This window comes from Limosilactobacillus panis (assembly GCF_019797825.1).
GTDB lineage: Bacteria > Bacillota > Bacilli > Lactobacillales > Lactobacillaceae > Limosilactobacillus > Limosilactobacillus panis_A.
On sequence record NZ_CP081855.1, the window covers coordinates 1,278,647 to 1,293,152 of the forward strand.

Here is a 14,506-nt window from a genome sequence, read left to right on the forward strand (position 1 = left end):
TACGAAAGGGGTACGATTTAATGCTGAACTCTGCTATGCCAGCTCAAGTTTGTTGTTCATGTTGCTCTTCTTGCAACGTGTCTTTTGGCATAGGGAAAATTCAGTATTCGTACTGCTAGTTTAAAGCATAACTGGGTCAGTCCATGCCCGGTTTTTCAAAAGCTAAGCCCGCGATTCTGGATTGAATTGTAGGCTTTTTTGTTTTTAACTAGCTAATGATCAAAGGAGGTTGAAGTAAATGAATTGGACAGTGATTCAGCAAAGTCTTCCTGAATTCGCCCAGGGATTCAAATTAACCCTGTGGCTCTCATTTGTCGGGATCATTGGGGCAATCATTGTTGGAATCATCAGCAGCTTAAGCCAGTACTTCCGGGTTCCGGTTGTTGGAAAGATTGTTGGTGCCTACGTCGAAATCGCCCGGAACACGCCTTTGCTTATCCAGCTATTTTTCTTATATTATGCTTTCCCGGTAATGGGAATTAAAATGGCGGCCCAGACCTGTGGGATTATCGGTCTGATATTCCTCGGTGGGGCCTACATGGCAGAAGGTTTTACCGGCGGTTTCAACGGGGTTAGTAAAAGCCAACTCGACAGTGGCCGGGCGCTAGGGATGAGCGATTTCCAGCTTGCCCGCTACATCGTCTTCCCCCAAGGATTTGCCCTGAGTATGCCGGCCCTGGCAGCCAACATCATTTTCCTAATCAAGGAAACGTCGATTTTCTCGGTGATTGCCATCCCGGAACTGACCAATACCGCATTGGATTTGATTGGGATGTACTACCAATCCAACGAATACCTATTCGTCCTGGTCGTCGCCTACGCAATCATCTTGATTCCACTAATTGTCTTCTTAACCTGGCTCGAAAGGAGGGTTCGCTATGGCACATTCGGGGATTAACGTTTTATTTGAAGGCACTAACTTCGCCCGCTTGATGGGTGGCCTCTGGACCGCCGTGTGGATTGCGGCCATTTCACTCATAATCGGCCTGGCCCTCGGCACCATCCTGGGGATGCTGCGAACCCTGCACAACCAGGTCATCCGCTTTATCCTCCTGATGTACCTGGAGTTTTTCCGGATTGTTCCAACCGTCGTCCTGCTTTTCCTTGCTTATTACATCCTGCCCCGCCAGTTTAACGTTAACTGGCCGGCAACCTGGATGGCTGTTTTGGCCTTCTCCCTATGGGTATCCGCTGAATTTAGCGATATCGTCCGGGGGGCGCTGGAATCCATCCCCGTCCACCAGCGGGAATCTGGCTTGGCCCTCGGCTTGAACCAGTGGCAGCTCTTCCGCTACGTCTTGCTTCCCCAAGCAATCCGCCTGGAACTACCGGCAACGATCAACCTGGCAACCCGGGTCATCAAGACAACCTCCCTACTGTTAATGATCAGCATCATGGACGTGATCAACGTTGGTCAGCAAATCATCGAAGCTAACAACCAGAACTACCCAACGGGGGTCTTCTGGGTCTACGGTTTAATCTTTATCCTCTACTTTATCATCGACTACCCCCTTTCCCGGTGGGCTAAACACTTAACCGCCAAGCAGAAATACTAATTGAGAAGGTGAAACGATGGCAGAAGAAATATTAAAAGTTGAACACCTTGATAAATACTATGGGGACTGGCAAGCCCTCCACGACATTAACTTTTCAATCAATAAGGGTGAAGTGGTCACCCTACTGGGGCCTTCAGGTTCTGGTAAAAGTACCCTGATCAGGACCCTCAATGGCCTGGAGTCTTACCGCAAGGGTACGATCTACTTCCAAGGGAAAAAGGTTGACCCTAATCCTAAAGAATGGCAGGCCCTCCGTCAAAAGATTGGCATGGTCTTTCAGAGCTACGACCTCTTCCCCAACCTGACCGTGATGGATAATATCCTCCTGGCCCCCACCAAGGTTCAGGGTCGCGATAAGGAGGAAGTGCGTAAGGAAGCCCTGGCCTTGTTAGACCGGGTGGAACTGCGAAAACACGCGGATTCATACCCCCGCCAGCTTTCAGGAGGCCAGAAACAGCGGATTGCGATTGTCCGCGCCCTGGCCATGCACCCGGAACTGATGCTCTTCGATGAGGTTACCGCTTCGCTCGACCCAGAGATGGTCCGCGGCGTCCTCAAGATCATTAAGGAGCTATCAGACCAGGACCACATGACCATGATTATTGTCACTCACGAAATGAACTTTGCTGCTAAGATTGCTGACAAGGTTCTCTTCCTTGAAAAGGGCAAGATCTTAGAAGAGACACCGGGAAAGCAATTCTTTGACCACCCCCAGACGGACCGGGCAGCCGAGTTCTTGAATAGTATGGATTTCTAATTAAAAAGGAGATTGATAATTATGAAGTTTAATTGGAAGAAAATCATTGCCGCTGGTGCCGTGCTCGCCGGCGCCGCAGCCCTCTTTGTGGGCGCTAATGCTGTTAAGCCAACCCACGTTCACGCCGCTGATAACGCCAGTACAGTGAGCGCAATCAAGAAGCGGGGCCAACTCCGGGTCGCTGTCTTTGGGGACCTGCCACCATACGGCTGGGTCAACAAGGATGGCAAGCGGGTCGGCTATGACGTTGAATTAGCCCGCCGGATGGCCAAGGACCTGGGCGTTAAGCCAAAGTTCGTCCAGGTTAACGCCAACAACCGGGTGGACACTCTAAACTCAAACAAGGCTGACATCGTCCTGGCTAACTTCACGGTTACGCCAGAACGGAAGCAGGCCGTTTCATTTGTTAAGCCATACATGAAGGTTTCTGTTGGGGTCGTATCACCAAAGAACAAGAAGATCACCAAGATCAGCCAACTGAAGGGCAAGAAGGTCATCGTTACCAAGGGGACTACGGCCGAAAACTACTTCACCACGAAGCAGCGGGGCGTCCAACTCCTGAAGTTCGACTCCAAGACACAACAGTTTAACGCCCTCAAGAACAACCGGGGTGCGGCCCTGGCCGACGATAACTCCTACCTTTACGCTTGGGTCAAGAAGAATCCAAAGTACACCGTTGGGATCAAGAGCGTGGGCCCTCACCAATACATCGCCCCGGCAGTTAAGAAGGGCAACACTTCCCTCCTCAACTGGAGTAACAAGGAAATCACTAAGCTGAACAAGGAAGGCTTCTTCACCCAGGACTACAACCACCAACTGAAGCCATACTTCGGTAGTGAAGTTAAACCATCCGACATTGTTCTAAAGCAGGGTAAGTAATTAATACTCAAATCTAATAAAAGAGGCTGGAAAATTTCCAGCCTCTTTTTAGTTTAAACAGTTTAATTAAACGCAATCGCCAAAATCTTTGCCTGGGCGCTTTCCAGCTCGTCCGCCGTCAAATTGATGAAGCGGTTGACGACCCGCTGGTCTGCCCCAATATCGTCGACCAGGAAATCATGGATAGTCGTGATGGCTACCCCCGCATGGCGCAGGTGCTGAACCGTCATTGCTACAGCAAGCTCCTCGACCTTCGCTGCTGATAGTGAAGCCGGTGCCACTTCCACGACTCCCTGATAATAACCAGTCATAAATACCTTGTTCATGAACAGGCCTCCTTTAATGGTTATTATAGGTCCTTTTGCGGTTAAGGACTAACCAAGGTACTTCTCCACGGTATCATTGTACTTAACCAGGTCCCTTAAACTGGCTGTATTCTCCGGTTCAACAACGTTTGCCGAAATTAGGTCCTCATTATCGTCTTGCTGCTGAAGTCCCCACAAACTCGACGAAACAATCAACTGTCGTAACTGGTCGCCGTCATCCGTTAGTGAATACTGGTCCTCGTCATTCTTGACTGGATTTACAATCCGGAGGTTTTGCAGAGTGTGTAACTCTGCCGACAGCTGATCGTTACTTAACTTAGGGAGTAGCATCAACAGTTCCTTCTTCTTCAATGGCCGAAAGCCTAACCAATAGATCATCGTTGGCTGCCATTGATTGGCCATGATATTAAGAGTGTAGGCCAAACCACTTTCAGTCTTCCCTTCAGTCATCTTTCCACTTCCATTCCCAAAATCCATTTCCTTATCTACCCCCTATTATACTTGATTAAAAGACAAATGTTTAATTTTAGTATATTAGCCACGGAAGCGCCGGTTAACGCTCCGCTCCAGCTGGTGCCGAAAGTCGGCGTCCGGCTCCTCGCCAAAGGTATTGATAAAGGAGGCCCGGGCAGCATTGAGCAGCATCTGGAAGCGGACATCTTGATTCAAGCGGAGGCCATCCTGCCGGCTGCAGTAAGTATCACTGGCCCGAATTAGGTTGCTTTCCGTCCGCCACATCCCGTAGAGGGCAATCTTATTTTGAATATTCTGCAACTGGAGGACGCTCACCCGGTCCGCCGCATTGACAATTCGCTTGAAGGACTTCAGACTGGCATCGATATATATCTGCAGGTGAAAATCTTCAAATGATACCAGCAGGCGGTCGCGCTCGGTCGAGTAACAGTAGTTACCAAGAAAGTGGGCCATGTAGTAAACCACCCGGGCGTTGCTGGTCCCCTGGCTGGGCACGAGCCGGTTATGACCCGCGATGAGCCCCTGCGTCCGGCACTTAACCCGAGCATAGTAGGCGTCCATCTCATACTGGTAAATCCCGTTTTGGATGCAGAAACTCTTCAAACACTCCCGCAGCGGCTGCTTGAGGGCCACTACCTGCCCCTCCGTCGTTAGAATCAAGGTCTGCTTCTGGTAGGCGGTCATCGCCAACGTATTGTCGAAACGGGGCTGAAAGCACTCCGTTGTCACGTCAACTGTTAATGAAGCTGGGTCACTAAAATCAAAAACCCGTATTTTATTCACGTAAATTCCCCCAAGTCAAATTTAAAAATAACGGAATTCTCCCGAAAGCATGAAACCGTTTCCACAAATATTAAGATATCAATTGTCTTTATCCCCGTCAACACCTTTTTCCCGGTCTAAACGTCTGTTTTATCGTTCGTTTACCCACCCTCTTTCCAGATAAAATGATGGTACTCAAGGGCCCCTGAGAATTTATCCTCAGGAATGATGTAAATAATGAATTGTGAAAAAATTACTAGCGGACTGAATTTCTTGGTTAGCGATAAGCGAATCACCGTTGTGTACGGTGCCTTGAAGCGTCTGCATGTTTCCTACTACAGCACCTGTTACGATGACCTCTTCCAGGAGGGCTGCTTAGCCTTTGGTGAGGCCTTTGCTGCCTACCCCGGCTGCCCGCAGTTGGATGACCGTTTCATGGCCTACGCCTACCAGCGAATCTACTGGCGCCTACTCGATATTCTCCAGCAATCTAACCAGCACACCCAGCAGGTGGCCCTCAGCGATGCGGACCAGGACCCGGTTGAGCTCGTCGTCGACCCCCGGCCCGCTTGTGAGGAGCAGCACCTCATCAATGCCGACTACTTCACTACCCTGGCGGCCCACTGCTCTTTTAACCAGCGGCGCTACCTAAATGCCAAACTCAATCGACAGTGGAGCGATAAGGAGATTGCCGACCATTATAAAGTCAGCCCCAGCGCCGTTCACCAGTGGAAGACGGGCTTGATTGCAAAGGCCCGCCGGCTCAGCTACAATGGGAATGAATTTGAGGTGAGAAAATGAGTAAACACCAAGTTAATGGGGACCAGGATTGGTTCCACTGTTACTACTGGGGTGAGGACCGGGACGACGGCTGCGCAAACGAGCTCAGTCTGTCCACTGATCCCGCAGCGGACCAACTCGACCTGCTCGTTAGCAACCCCGGCTTTAACAACGAAAGCCATGATGACACCTTTGCCCTGCAGAAGGGAGATGTGGAGAAGCTCAGTGTTTTTTTGCAATCCTGGCTAAAGCGCCATAGTTGAAGCAGATTGCTTTGGTAATCGCACGCTTTCCCTTACAATAATCCTAAGATGAAAGTGAGGGGTAACCATGTGTACAAGCATTTACCAAGTAACTGACGACCGGACCCACCTCCTGGCGCGAACGATGGATTGGCCAGTGCTGGCCGTTTCCCCGCTCTTTGTTCCCCGGAACTTCCGCTGGCAGTCGGTCTATAACCAGCGGGTGTACCAGAACAAGTATGCCCTAGTCGGTGGCGGCAGCCTCTCTGCCCACCACGTCGACGTTTCCGATGGGGTCAACGAGTACGGCTTGATGGCCCAGAAGCTGACCTTTGACAACGGGGCCACCCTGGTTGACCAGCCGGATGACTCCCGGGTGCAGCTGGCAGCGTACGAGTTTGCCTTCTATATTCTGGGCAACTTCAAGTCGGTGGCCGACCTAGCGGACCACATCGGGGAAATCGATCTGATGAGCGACGTCCATAACGACATTAAGTTTGGGAAGTCGGAGATGCACTTTGCCGTGGCTGACCGGACTGGGCGAATCGTGGTCGTGGAACCAACCAGCCAACCGATGCGAATCATTGAGAACCCGTTGGGCGTGGTAACCAATAGTCCCGACTATGACCGCCAGCTCAAGCAGATGGAAAAATACGTTGACTTTACACCCGCCTTCCAGGCCGGAAAAGTCCCTTTAAACACGCCACGGGTGACCACCGGACGCCTCTCAGGAAAGGCAAACCCACCGGGGTACTATTCACCAAGTGCCCGCTTCATTCGGGCGGCGTATTTACGTGAGCGTTCCGATGTGCCCGAGGATAAGACTAGTGGGATCACCAGTGAATTTCACCTGCTGGATAGCGTGACTGTCCCCCAGAATAGCCGCCACCAGCCGACCTACTCGGTTTACCGGTCCGTGACGGTCTCTGAGGGGCGGGAATACTATTTCCAGTCCTACCACCGGGGCGACACCACCAAGCTCCAACTGACCGACGACATGTTGGAATGGACCCATCCCAAGATCTACCACGTCCCTGATCGATTAGCGGTGCGGGAGGTTAAATAGAATTTAAGGCCACTAACAATTCGTTAGCGACCTTTTTGTTTGCATCGGTAGCGTTTTTAAGTTACTATTTAATTGTAAGTAAATATTGAAGCTTTTTAGGAGGCTTTTGCTATGGCTAATTTGAATGATGCGCTTACCTTTCCAAACGGGGCAACGGTGGCCAACCGCTTCGTCATGTCACCAATGCTCACCAACAGCGGTGAAGATGGTTACGCCACCCAGGACACTCTTGACTACTACAATGCCCGGTCTAAGGCGGGTGGAATGATCATCACCGAATACCACTACGTCAGCGAAAACGGTGGTCCCGCCATGACCTGGAAGCGGGGCCGGGAACAACTGGCCGTCTATGACGATAAGTTCATCCCCCAGCTGAAGAAGCTCGCTAAAGCAATCAAGCATTCCGGCAACAAGGCGATCCTCCAAATTGCCCACACCGGCCGGGAAGCCAACTACCGGGCAATGCAGGATAAGCCGGTTTACGCACCGAGCGCCATCGACTTCCCGTTCCTGCCGTACAAGGTCCACGAATTCACCGATGAGCAGGTTAAGCAGGTCATCGCCGACTTCGGTGCTGCCGCCAAGCGGGCAATTGAAGCTGGCTTTGACGGTGTCGAAATCCACGGTGCCAACCACTACCTGATCCAGCAGTTCTTCTCCCAGTATTCTAACCGGCGGACGGACCACTGGGGCGGCAGCCTGGAGAAGCGGATGAACTTCCCGGTGGCAGTCGTTAAGTCAGTAACGGATATTGTCAAGAAGTATGCTCCGAAGGACTTCATCGTCGGTTACCGAATCTCTCCCGAAGAAATTCACGGCAAGAATATTGGCTACACCTGGCAAGAGGCTACCCAGCTGATTGATCACCTGACTAAGGAATTCAACTTGGATTATATCCACCTATCAATGCTGAAGTATGACTCCAAGCCAGGGGACGCCCTCCTGATGGACCGAGAACAAGCCGACCAGAAGTTCGACGACTCGGCTAAGCCATATGCAACCCTCTTCAAGCCATACCTGAACGGTGCTAAGGAAATCATTGTCGGTAGCATCACCAGCAAGGAAGATGCCGAAAAGGCCCTTGCCCTCGCGGACCTGGTTGCCGTCGGACGGGAAAACCTGATTGACCCCCTGTTTGCCGACAAGGTCTTAAACGGCCATGCTGATGAGGTTATCACCACACTAACCGCTGCCCAGGCCAAGGCAAGCCACCTGACCCAAGGGCTGATTGATACCTTCTCAGCCCCGCAACTGGGCATTCCAATTAACCGGTCTGACGACCTCAAGACCCTTCACGAAGGCTTCGGTGCCTGGACCGAAATGAAGTATCCACAAAACGACCAGATGAAGTAAGGCAGAAGGCAAGCATCATCTTAGCCACATTCACTAATATCGAAATCGAGTAGGAGGTAATTGATTAGTTCAATTACCGACCTCTCACACCACCGTACGTACGGTTCCGTATACGGCGGTTCGACAACTTAATCACTTTGAATTGACTGGAGCGTCTTGGACATATTTATTAGTCCAAGGTGCTCCAGTTTTCTATTTGTTAGAGAATAACTCAAAGTCTTACTGTGTGCGGTTCGCCAGTAGCCCTTACGGGTACTAGCGAAGACATATGCATCACGATAAGACAATCCGAGCCTTTGTAAGTTAGTAATCTTAGTTTTGAATTTCTTCCATTGCTTCCAGATATATTGCCTTATTCGCGCCCTTAACCACTGGTCAAGTCGTTGAATAAAGCCAGTCAGTTTCCCAATTGAGTAATATTGAAGCCAACCCCGCATTTTGCGATGAATTTCCTCAAACATTTGCTCAATGGATACTCCCCGATTGCGCTTTGTTAACAGCTTTAGTGCTTGCTTAACTCGCTTTTGTGATTGCTTGGCCGGTCGGGCATAGGCACCGTTACGGTCTACACCTAGTGAAAAGCCAAGAAACTTCAATCTTAGGGGACTACCAACTTTAGTTTTATCTGGATTAACTTTAACCTTCAATTGCTTTTCGAAAAAATGGGTAATACTGCGCATTACTCGTTCTCCCGCCCGTTGACTTTTAACATAAATATTACAATCATCCGCATAGCGTACAAAGTGATGGCCACGTCTGGTCAACTCTTTATCCAACTCATTTAGGTAAATATTCGCCAGTAATGGTGATAATGGTCCACCTTGCGGCGTTCCTTTGTCACTCCTAGCGAAAAGCCCATGATCTAAGACCCCGCTAGTCAAAAACTTGCGGATAAGTCTTAGCGTCCACGGGTCATTAATATATTGTTGGAGGTACTTAATCATCAAATCATGGTTGACGTTATCGAAATAGGCCTTCAGGTCTAAGTCGACTACTCTTCGATATCCCTGATTATATAGTTTAACTACCTTTGCGATTGCGTCTTGGGCTCCACGATGAGGGCGAAAGCCAAAACTATTATCCGAGAAAATACGCTCAAAGATTGGCGTGAGCACTTGGGCAACTGCTTGTTGGACCATGCGGTCCACTACCGTTGGTATCCCTAGTTTTCTCACTCCACCGTTGGGCTTGGGAATTTCCACTCGTTTAACCGGTACTGGCTTATAATTGCCTTCACGTAGGTTGGTGATTAACTCCGTTTTATTTTCTCTAAGATATTGCAGGAGGCCATCGACAGTCATATCATCAATGCCCGCTGCTCCTTTATTTCTCTTAACTCGCAAATAAGCCTGGTTCAGGTTATTGCGGTCCAAGACTTGGTCTTGGATAGTGACACTCATACCTTTACCTTCACCATAATCGGTACTACGCGCCCTTGTGTACTTTTGGTTTTCCAAACCTATCCTCGACAAGCGGTCAGCTTGTGGTTCTGTTTTCTGCGATTGTCGCACCTGATTACACCTCCGATATAAGTTATAAGTTATTATCGTTCGGTCCTTCATCTAATTAATTAGACTACTATGACCTCGGCTGACTTCTGGCTTACTCAACACAACATCACTGCTATGCTTGCTTCTGTGGAATTTCATTCATTCCTCTTGTCGGAAACGTGTAGGTCAGATCTCCCCGGGTAAGAATATTAACTTTCGTACCATGTCACCGTTAGCTTTACTGAAAGCAACTTCGAGTAGTATTGGACTTTAGTTTGTCTAGCAACCTTATCCAGTTACTCTCAGCCTTATAGCTACTTCTTGTTCATCGGTGCAGCACTTTGCCTTAGACTTCCTTCAGATTCCACCTCACAGCGGACACCCTTGTCCTCGGCTCATGGTTCCGACTACTACGGCCCATAGTGGACTTTCACCACCTAGCTAATACCCATGCCGGGCGCACTACAACAAAAAGCTGGAGGAAAATTTCCTCCAGCTTTTTAATTCACTTCTTCATCTTGCAGCCCGACCAGCTGATAAAGCTCGTGCCAGTATTCCAGCAGGAGCTCAAAGTCTGCAGGGGTCAAACCGTCCCGGTTCAACTGGTTAAATTCCAGGAGTTCAGTCCGCAGACGGAAGGCAAAGTCATTGATCTTAACCACCGGCTGCTTGGTCTGACCATCTGGCAACATCAACAGGATATCCATTGCCATTTGCTTAGCCGTCTGGTCAAACAGGTTGAATAGTTCACGGTTATTAAAAGCCTGTGGTTCTAAGACCTTATCCTGCTGGCGAATGAACTTTTTAAACCATGAGTTCATCCCCCGCCAGTAGTCTTTGGCAAGCCTTTGACTTTTAGGATCCGCCCAGGCCATGGAATACCTATTCAGGTTTTCCCACTGTTTTAAGATCTCGACATATAACGACTCGTGGGGACCAAACTGGTCCTCCCGATTTTCTTTTACAAACGTCCAGAGTGCCGCAATCATCTGGTTAGGTTGTTTTTGTTCCATTAAATTCACCTATTATTAATTTATTTACCGTGACTGAAAAACTGTGCGGCCTTAATGGCTTGCTGCCAGCCAGCATATATTTTATCAGCCTGTTCTACAGTCATCTGCGGATCAAATTTATCCCCAATCTTAGAAAGCTGGCGCAATTCATCCTGGTCAGCCCAAAAGTCAACCGCCAGGCCTGCCAAAAAGGCGGCACCCAGGGCAGTCGTCTCTTCCATGGCCGCCCTCTTGATTGGTGTCTGCAAGATATCTGCCTGAAACTGCATCATGAAGTTGTTTCGGGATGCCCCACCGTTAACCGTCAGGGCAGTTAACGGGAGCTTGGTGTCCTTGACCATCGTATCAACCACGTCCCGCGTCTGGAGGGCAATTGACTCTAATGTTGCCCGGACCAGGTGTTTACGGTTCGTCCCCCTAGTTAGGCCAAAGATGGCCCCCCGGACTTCCTGGTCCCAGTATGGGGCGCCGAGTCCGGTGAAGGATGGGACCACGTAAACGCCACCGGTCGTTTGGGCATCTAAGGCCATCTGTTCGGACTCACTAGCATGTTTAAACAGCTGCAAGCCATCACGTAGCCACTGAACAGCGGACCCGGCAACAAAGATACTTCCTTCTAGGGCATAATAAGTCTTGCCGTTGACTCCATAGGCAATCGTGGTTAATAAGCCATTATCCGAGAGGGTCGGCTCAAGCCCCGTATTCATTACGATAAAGGCCCCAGTCCCGTAAGTGTTTTTGACTGACCCCTTTTCATAGGCGGCCTGGCCAAAGAGGGCGGCCTGCTGGTCACCGGCGATTCCGGCAATTGGAATTTGGACCCCATAGAAGTGGTAGTCACCAGTGTAACCGAAGATAGCCGAACTAGGTTTGACTTCCGGCAGGATGGCTCGTGGAATATCCAGCAGGTCCAAAATATCCTGGTCCCACTCCAGCTTGTGAATGTTGAAGAGCATCGTCCGGCTGGCGTTCGTCACATCGGTAGCGTGGACCCGGCGTCCACTCAGGTTCCACAAGAGCCAAGTGTCAATGGTCCCAAACATCAACTCACCCTTGGCAGCCCGCTTCCGGGCTCCCGGAACCCGGTCTAAGATCCACTTGATCTTGGTAGCAGCAAAGTAGGAGTCGATTACCAAGCCGGTCTTCGCATGGATCATATCCTTATACCCGTCCTTGATCAGTTGCTCCGCAATCGCACTGGTTTGCTTTGATTGCCAGACAACCGCATGGTAAATAGGTTTCCCAGTCTTTCTATCCCAGATAACGGTGGTCTCACGCTGGTTGGTAATCCCAATTGCGGCAATCTTATAAGGCTTAATCTGGGTCTTAATCATAACGTCGGAGATAACCGCCTGGACACTATCCCAAATCTCCATTGCGTCATGTTCGACCCAGCCAGGCTGTGGAAAGTACTGGGGAAATTCTTTTTGGCTCATGCCAATCTTCTTACCGGCGTGGTCAAAGATAATTGCCCGGGCACTTGTGGTTCCTTCGTCAATCGCCATTATATACTGTTGCTCATTCAAAGTTGTTCATCCTTTCCAGCAAAAAAGCCCCCTAGGCATTACCCCGGGTGGCTTTTAATTAGTTATTTTTTGTCACTTACCATCGTCCCGCCAACGCTGTAACGGTCCTTACGCATTTCATTTAAGACAATGTGCACCCGGTCTGCTGGAACATTGGCGTTCTTTGAAATCGCTGCGGTAACATCTTTAACAAGGCCCTTGAGTTGTTCTTCGCTCCGGCCTTCAATCAGGTCAATATGAACCAATGGCATGAGTAATACCCTCCTCGATTAATCTTTCTTCATCTTACCATAAATATAGTAATAAAGACATCCCTGAAAGCGATTAATTCCGCCGTCGCAACTGCCTACGGGCTTCTTCAGCAGCTGCTCTTTCGCCAGTATAGATCATGTGATCGCCCTCTTCTAAGACCGTATCACCATGGGGCGAGATTGCCTGGTGGTTGCGGTAGATCCGGCTAACCGTAATCTGGTCAATGAACGGCAGGGTGTGTAACTCACGTCCAAAAAACCGCTGGTTGCGAACCACAGCTTCATATAGGCCAGCATCAGTATCCGTTAACATTTCCAGAATCGATGGCGTCTCAATCAGGGAACGGAGGACACTAATCTGGACGTTAAAGGTGTTATAGATTTCCACCCCGATATCGGCCAAGGCACTAACCTTTTCACGGTTTCGTCCCGGCGCATTTTGTCCAGCAATTACCCGGCTTACGCCGGCCTTCTTGGCCATCACTGCCAGTCGGGCATTCTTCTTGTCACTTGGGAAAGCCAGGACCATCACGTCGGTATCAAAGAAGTGGCCCTTTTGTAATGCTTCCTCAGTTAGTTCTGGCAGGTAGGTCAAGGCACTAACCTCGCTATTATAGGTCTTATAGTTTTCTGCACTATCCGTCAGCATCCGAACTTCGTACCAATTCCTTGAAAGCTGCTGGGCAACCGGCACACTAAAGGTATTGGTGCCGACAAAGACAACCCGCTGCTTAATTAGGTCGGCTTTTTCTAGCTTGTAAAGTGAGTTGAAAATTACGGGTGCAATCAAGCAAACCACCACGGCCGCCAAAATGAAGGCATCCGATTGGGTACTAGTGATGGCGTGGAGGTTGCGAGCAACTGTTAACGAAGGCAGGACCAGGGTAATTGTGGTTACCACCAGGAAGCTGCCGGCAAAGGAATTGCGGGGTGAAAAGCGCCGCTTATAAATAAACATGATTGGTAACTTAGCAATGATAAAGCAAGCAATCAAAACCGGGATCAGTGCTAAAGCTTGCGGGTGAGTAACCAAGGTCCGTAAGTCGAGGCGCACCCCGGTCATGATAAAGAAGAACGGAATCAAGAAGCCATAGCCAATCGAGGTCAGCTTATCCTTTGTTGCCTCCGTCGGTTCCAATAGTTTCATGACCATCCCGGCCAAGAAAGCTCCTAGGATGTTCTCGGCCCCCACAGTCTCCGCAATCGTCACCAGAATAAAAATTAGCGAGAAGGCCAACCGAATATCGAGTTGCGTTGTCGATTTAGAGATTCGGTTGAACCAGATATAGGGCTGCTTAAACCGATGTAAGAGGACGATAGCGGCCAAAAACAGGAGGAGAATCAGCCATAACCGGCCAGCGTTGCCACCATTAATGGAAGCGTAAATGGTAAGGGAAAGCATCGGAACAACTTCCCCCAGCACTGCCGTCAACAGGATAGTCTGCCCTGCTGGCCGGCCAAGGATCTCCTTTTCCTTCAGGGTAGCGATGACCACCCCGAGGGCCACCGTCGAGAAGAGGATGGTGGCCAAGAAGACGTCCGAAAAGAGGCCGATGAAGTGCAGAATTGAACCCAAGATTACTGCAGTAATAATTACTACAAGAAAGGACTGGCTCGCCAGACTAACCGGTGACTTGCTATCGCGCTTTTTCCCCGGCTGACGTTTGAAAAGGTCAAAGTTGATTTCCATTCCCGAAAGAAACATCAACATGATCACCCCAAAGGTCGACATCATATTTAGGATTGCGTTTGGGGATACAATGTTAAGCACACTTTTACCGAGAATGATTCCCATTACGATTTCCGCAACCGCGGTGGGCACGTTTGAAACTTTGAAGCGGGCCATCACGATTGGAATGATCAGCGCCGCTACCATTACGATTAATACAGAGATTTGCTCCATAGTGTCTTGCTCCCTTACCTTTTATCTTCACTATTATATTATCGGCGCCTTTAAATGAAAACAATTATTTTGCTAGCATCCCAGTCGACTTCCGGTGATTTTCAATGTACAATTGATAAACGTTAATA

16 protein-coding genes are annotated in these 14,506 nt (G+C 49.6%); 8 read left to right on the forward strand and 8 right to left on the reverse strand.

From position 1 onward, the window contains the following. The first annotated feature begins 238 nt into the window (after nucleotides 1-238). From KZE55_RS06155 to KZE55_RS06170, 4 genes are read left to right on the forward strand one after another with little or no spacing between them, the layout of a single operon-like run. Nucleotides 239-898 carry an amino acid ABC transporter permease gene (locus KZE55_RS06155; protein WP_047767328.1) on the forward strand — a complete coding sequence of 220 codons (660 nt, stop codon included), beginning with the start codon at nucleotides 239-241 and terminating at the stop codon, nucleotides 896-898. Beyond that, on the forward strand, nucleotides 879-1,556 hold the full coding sequence (locus KZE55_RS06160; RefSeq protein ID WP_222257824.1) for an amino acid ABC transporter permease: 678 nt from the start codon (nucleotides 879-881) through the stop codon (nucleotides 1,554-1,556). The genes KZE55_RS06155 and KZE55_RS06160 overlap by 20 nt, the downstream gene beginning before the upstream one ends. Nucleotides 1,557-1,572: 16 nt before the next feature. Beyond that, nucleotides 1,573-2,313 carry an amino acid ABC transporter ATP-binding protein gene (locus KZE55_RS06165; protein WP_047767332.1) on the forward strand — a complete coding sequence of 247 codons (741 nt, stop codon included), beginning with the start codon at nucleotides 1,573-1,575 and terminating at the stop codon, nucleotides 2,311-2,313. A 21-nt stretch (nucleotides 2,314-2,334) separates the two neighbouring features. Then, a complete protein-coding gene (locus tag KZE55_RS06170; RefSeq protein WP_047767333.1) occupies nucleotides 2,335-3,192 on the forward strand; it encodes a transporter substrate-binding domain-containing protein in 858 nt (285 codons plus the stop codon). Nucleotides 3,193-3,254: 62 nt separating this feature from the next. Here the strand turns inward: KZE55_RS06170 and KZE55_RS06175 are convergent, their stop codons facing one another. From KZE55_RS06175 to KZE55_RS06185, 3 genes are read right to left on the reverse strand one after another with little or no spacing between them, the layout of a single operon-like run. Next, a complete protein-coding gene (locus KZE55_RS06175) occupies nucleotides 3,255-3,518 on the reverse strand; it encodes a hypothetical protein (protein WP_047768592.1) in 264 nt (87 codons plus the stop codon). Between the two features lie 48 nt (nucleotides 3,519-3,566). Beyond that, nucleotides 3,567-3,995: a winged helix-turn-helix transcriptional regulator gene (locus tag KZE55_RS06180; RefSeq protein ID WP_235803731.1), complete on the reverse strand. Its 429-nt coding sequence runs from the start codon at nucleotides 3,993-3,995 to the stop codon at nucleotides 3,567-3,569. Nucleotides 3,996-4,052: 57 nt separating this feature from the next. After that, on the reverse strand, nucleotides 4,053-4,775 hold the full coding sequence (locus KZE55_RS06185) for a hypothetical protein (protein WP_222257825.1): 723 nt from the start codon (nucleotides 4,773-4,775) through the stop codon (nucleotides 4,053-4,055). 216 nt (nucleotides 4,776-4,991) lie between these two features. Here KZE55_RS06185 and KZE55_RS06190 point away from each other — a divergent pair, with 216 nt between their 5' ends. The 4 genes from KZE55_RS06190 to KZE55_RS06205 all read left to right on the forward strand — a co-directional run bounded on the left by KZE55_RS06190 (nucleotide 4,992) and on the right by KZE55_RS06205 (nucleotide 8,195). Next, nucleotides 4,992-5,555: a sigma-70 family RNA polymerase sigma factor gene (locus KZE55_RS06190; protein WP_047768587.1), complete on the forward strand. Its 564-nt coding sequence runs from the start codon at nucleotides 4,992-4,994 to the stop codon at nucleotides 5,553-5,555. Next, nucleotides 5,552-5,797, forward strand: coding sequence for a hypothetical protein (locus tag KZE55_RS06195; protein ID WP_222257826.1), 246 nt, complete (start codon nucleotides 5,552-5,554; stop codon nucleotides 5,795-5,797). Before KZE55_RS06190 ends, KZE55_RS06195 begins: the two co-directional genes overlap by 4 nt. A 67-nt stretch (nucleotides 5,798-5,864) precedes the next feature. Beyond that, nucleotides 5,865-6,842, forward strand: coding sequence for a linear amide C-N hydrolase (locus tag KZE55_RS06200; protein WP_222257827.1), 978 nt, complete (start codon nucleotides 5,865-5,867; stop codon nucleotides 6,840-6,842). Nucleotides 6,843-6,953: 111 nt separating this feature from the next. Next, on the forward strand, nucleotides 6,954-8,195 hold the full coding sequence (locus KZE55_RS06205) for an oxidoreductase (RefSeq protein ID WP_222257828.1): 1,242 nt from the start codon (nucleotides 6,954-6,956) through the stop codon (nucleotides 8,193-8,195). 128 nt (nucleotides 8,196-8,323) lie between these two features. On the opposite strand, the gene ltrA is transcribed toward KZE55_RS06205, so the two are convergent. The 5 genes from ltrA to KZE55_RS06230 form a co-directional block, all read right to left on the reverse strand. Next, a complete protein-coding gene (gene ltrA / locus KZE55_RS06210; RefSeq protein WP_222257829.1) occupies nucleotides 8,324-9,706 on the reverse strand; it encodes a group II intron reverse transcriptase/maturase in 1,383 nt (460 codons plus the stop codon). A 479-nt stretch (nucleotides 9,707-10,185) separates the two neighbouring features. Beyond that, nucleotides 10,186-10,698 carry a hypothetical protein gene (locus tag KZE55_RS06215; RefSeq protein WP_222257830.1) on the reverse strand — a complete coding sequence of 171 codons (513 nt, stop codon included), beginning with the start codon at nucleotides 10,696-10,698 and terminating at the stop codon, nucleotides 10,186-10,188. A 20-nt stretch (nucleotides 10,699-10,718) separates the two neighbouring features. Continuing rightward, a complete protein-coding gene (glpK, locus tag KZE55_RS06220; RefSeq protein ID WP_222257831.1) occupies nucleotides 10,719-12,224 on the reverse strand; it encodes a glycerol kinase GlpK in 1,506 nt (501 codons plus the stop codon). A 62-nt stretch (nucleotides 12,225-12,286) separates the two neighbouring features. Beyond that, nucleotides 12,287-12,475, reverse strand: a complete 189-nt coding sequence (locus KZE55_RS06225; protein WP_047768577.1) for a 2-hydroxymuconate tautomerase — start codon at nucleotides 12,473-12,475, stop codon at nucleotides 12,287-12,289. Between the two features lie 73 nt (nucleotides 12,476-12,548). Continuing rightward, nucleotides 12,549-14,378 (reverse strand): cation:proton antiporter family protein, encoded by a 1,830-nt coding sequence (locus KZE55_RS06230; protein ID WP_222257832.1) that lies wholly within the window; start codon nucleotides 14,376-14,378, stop codon nucleotides 12,549-12,551. Nucleotides 14,379-14,506: the final 128 nt, after the last annotated feature.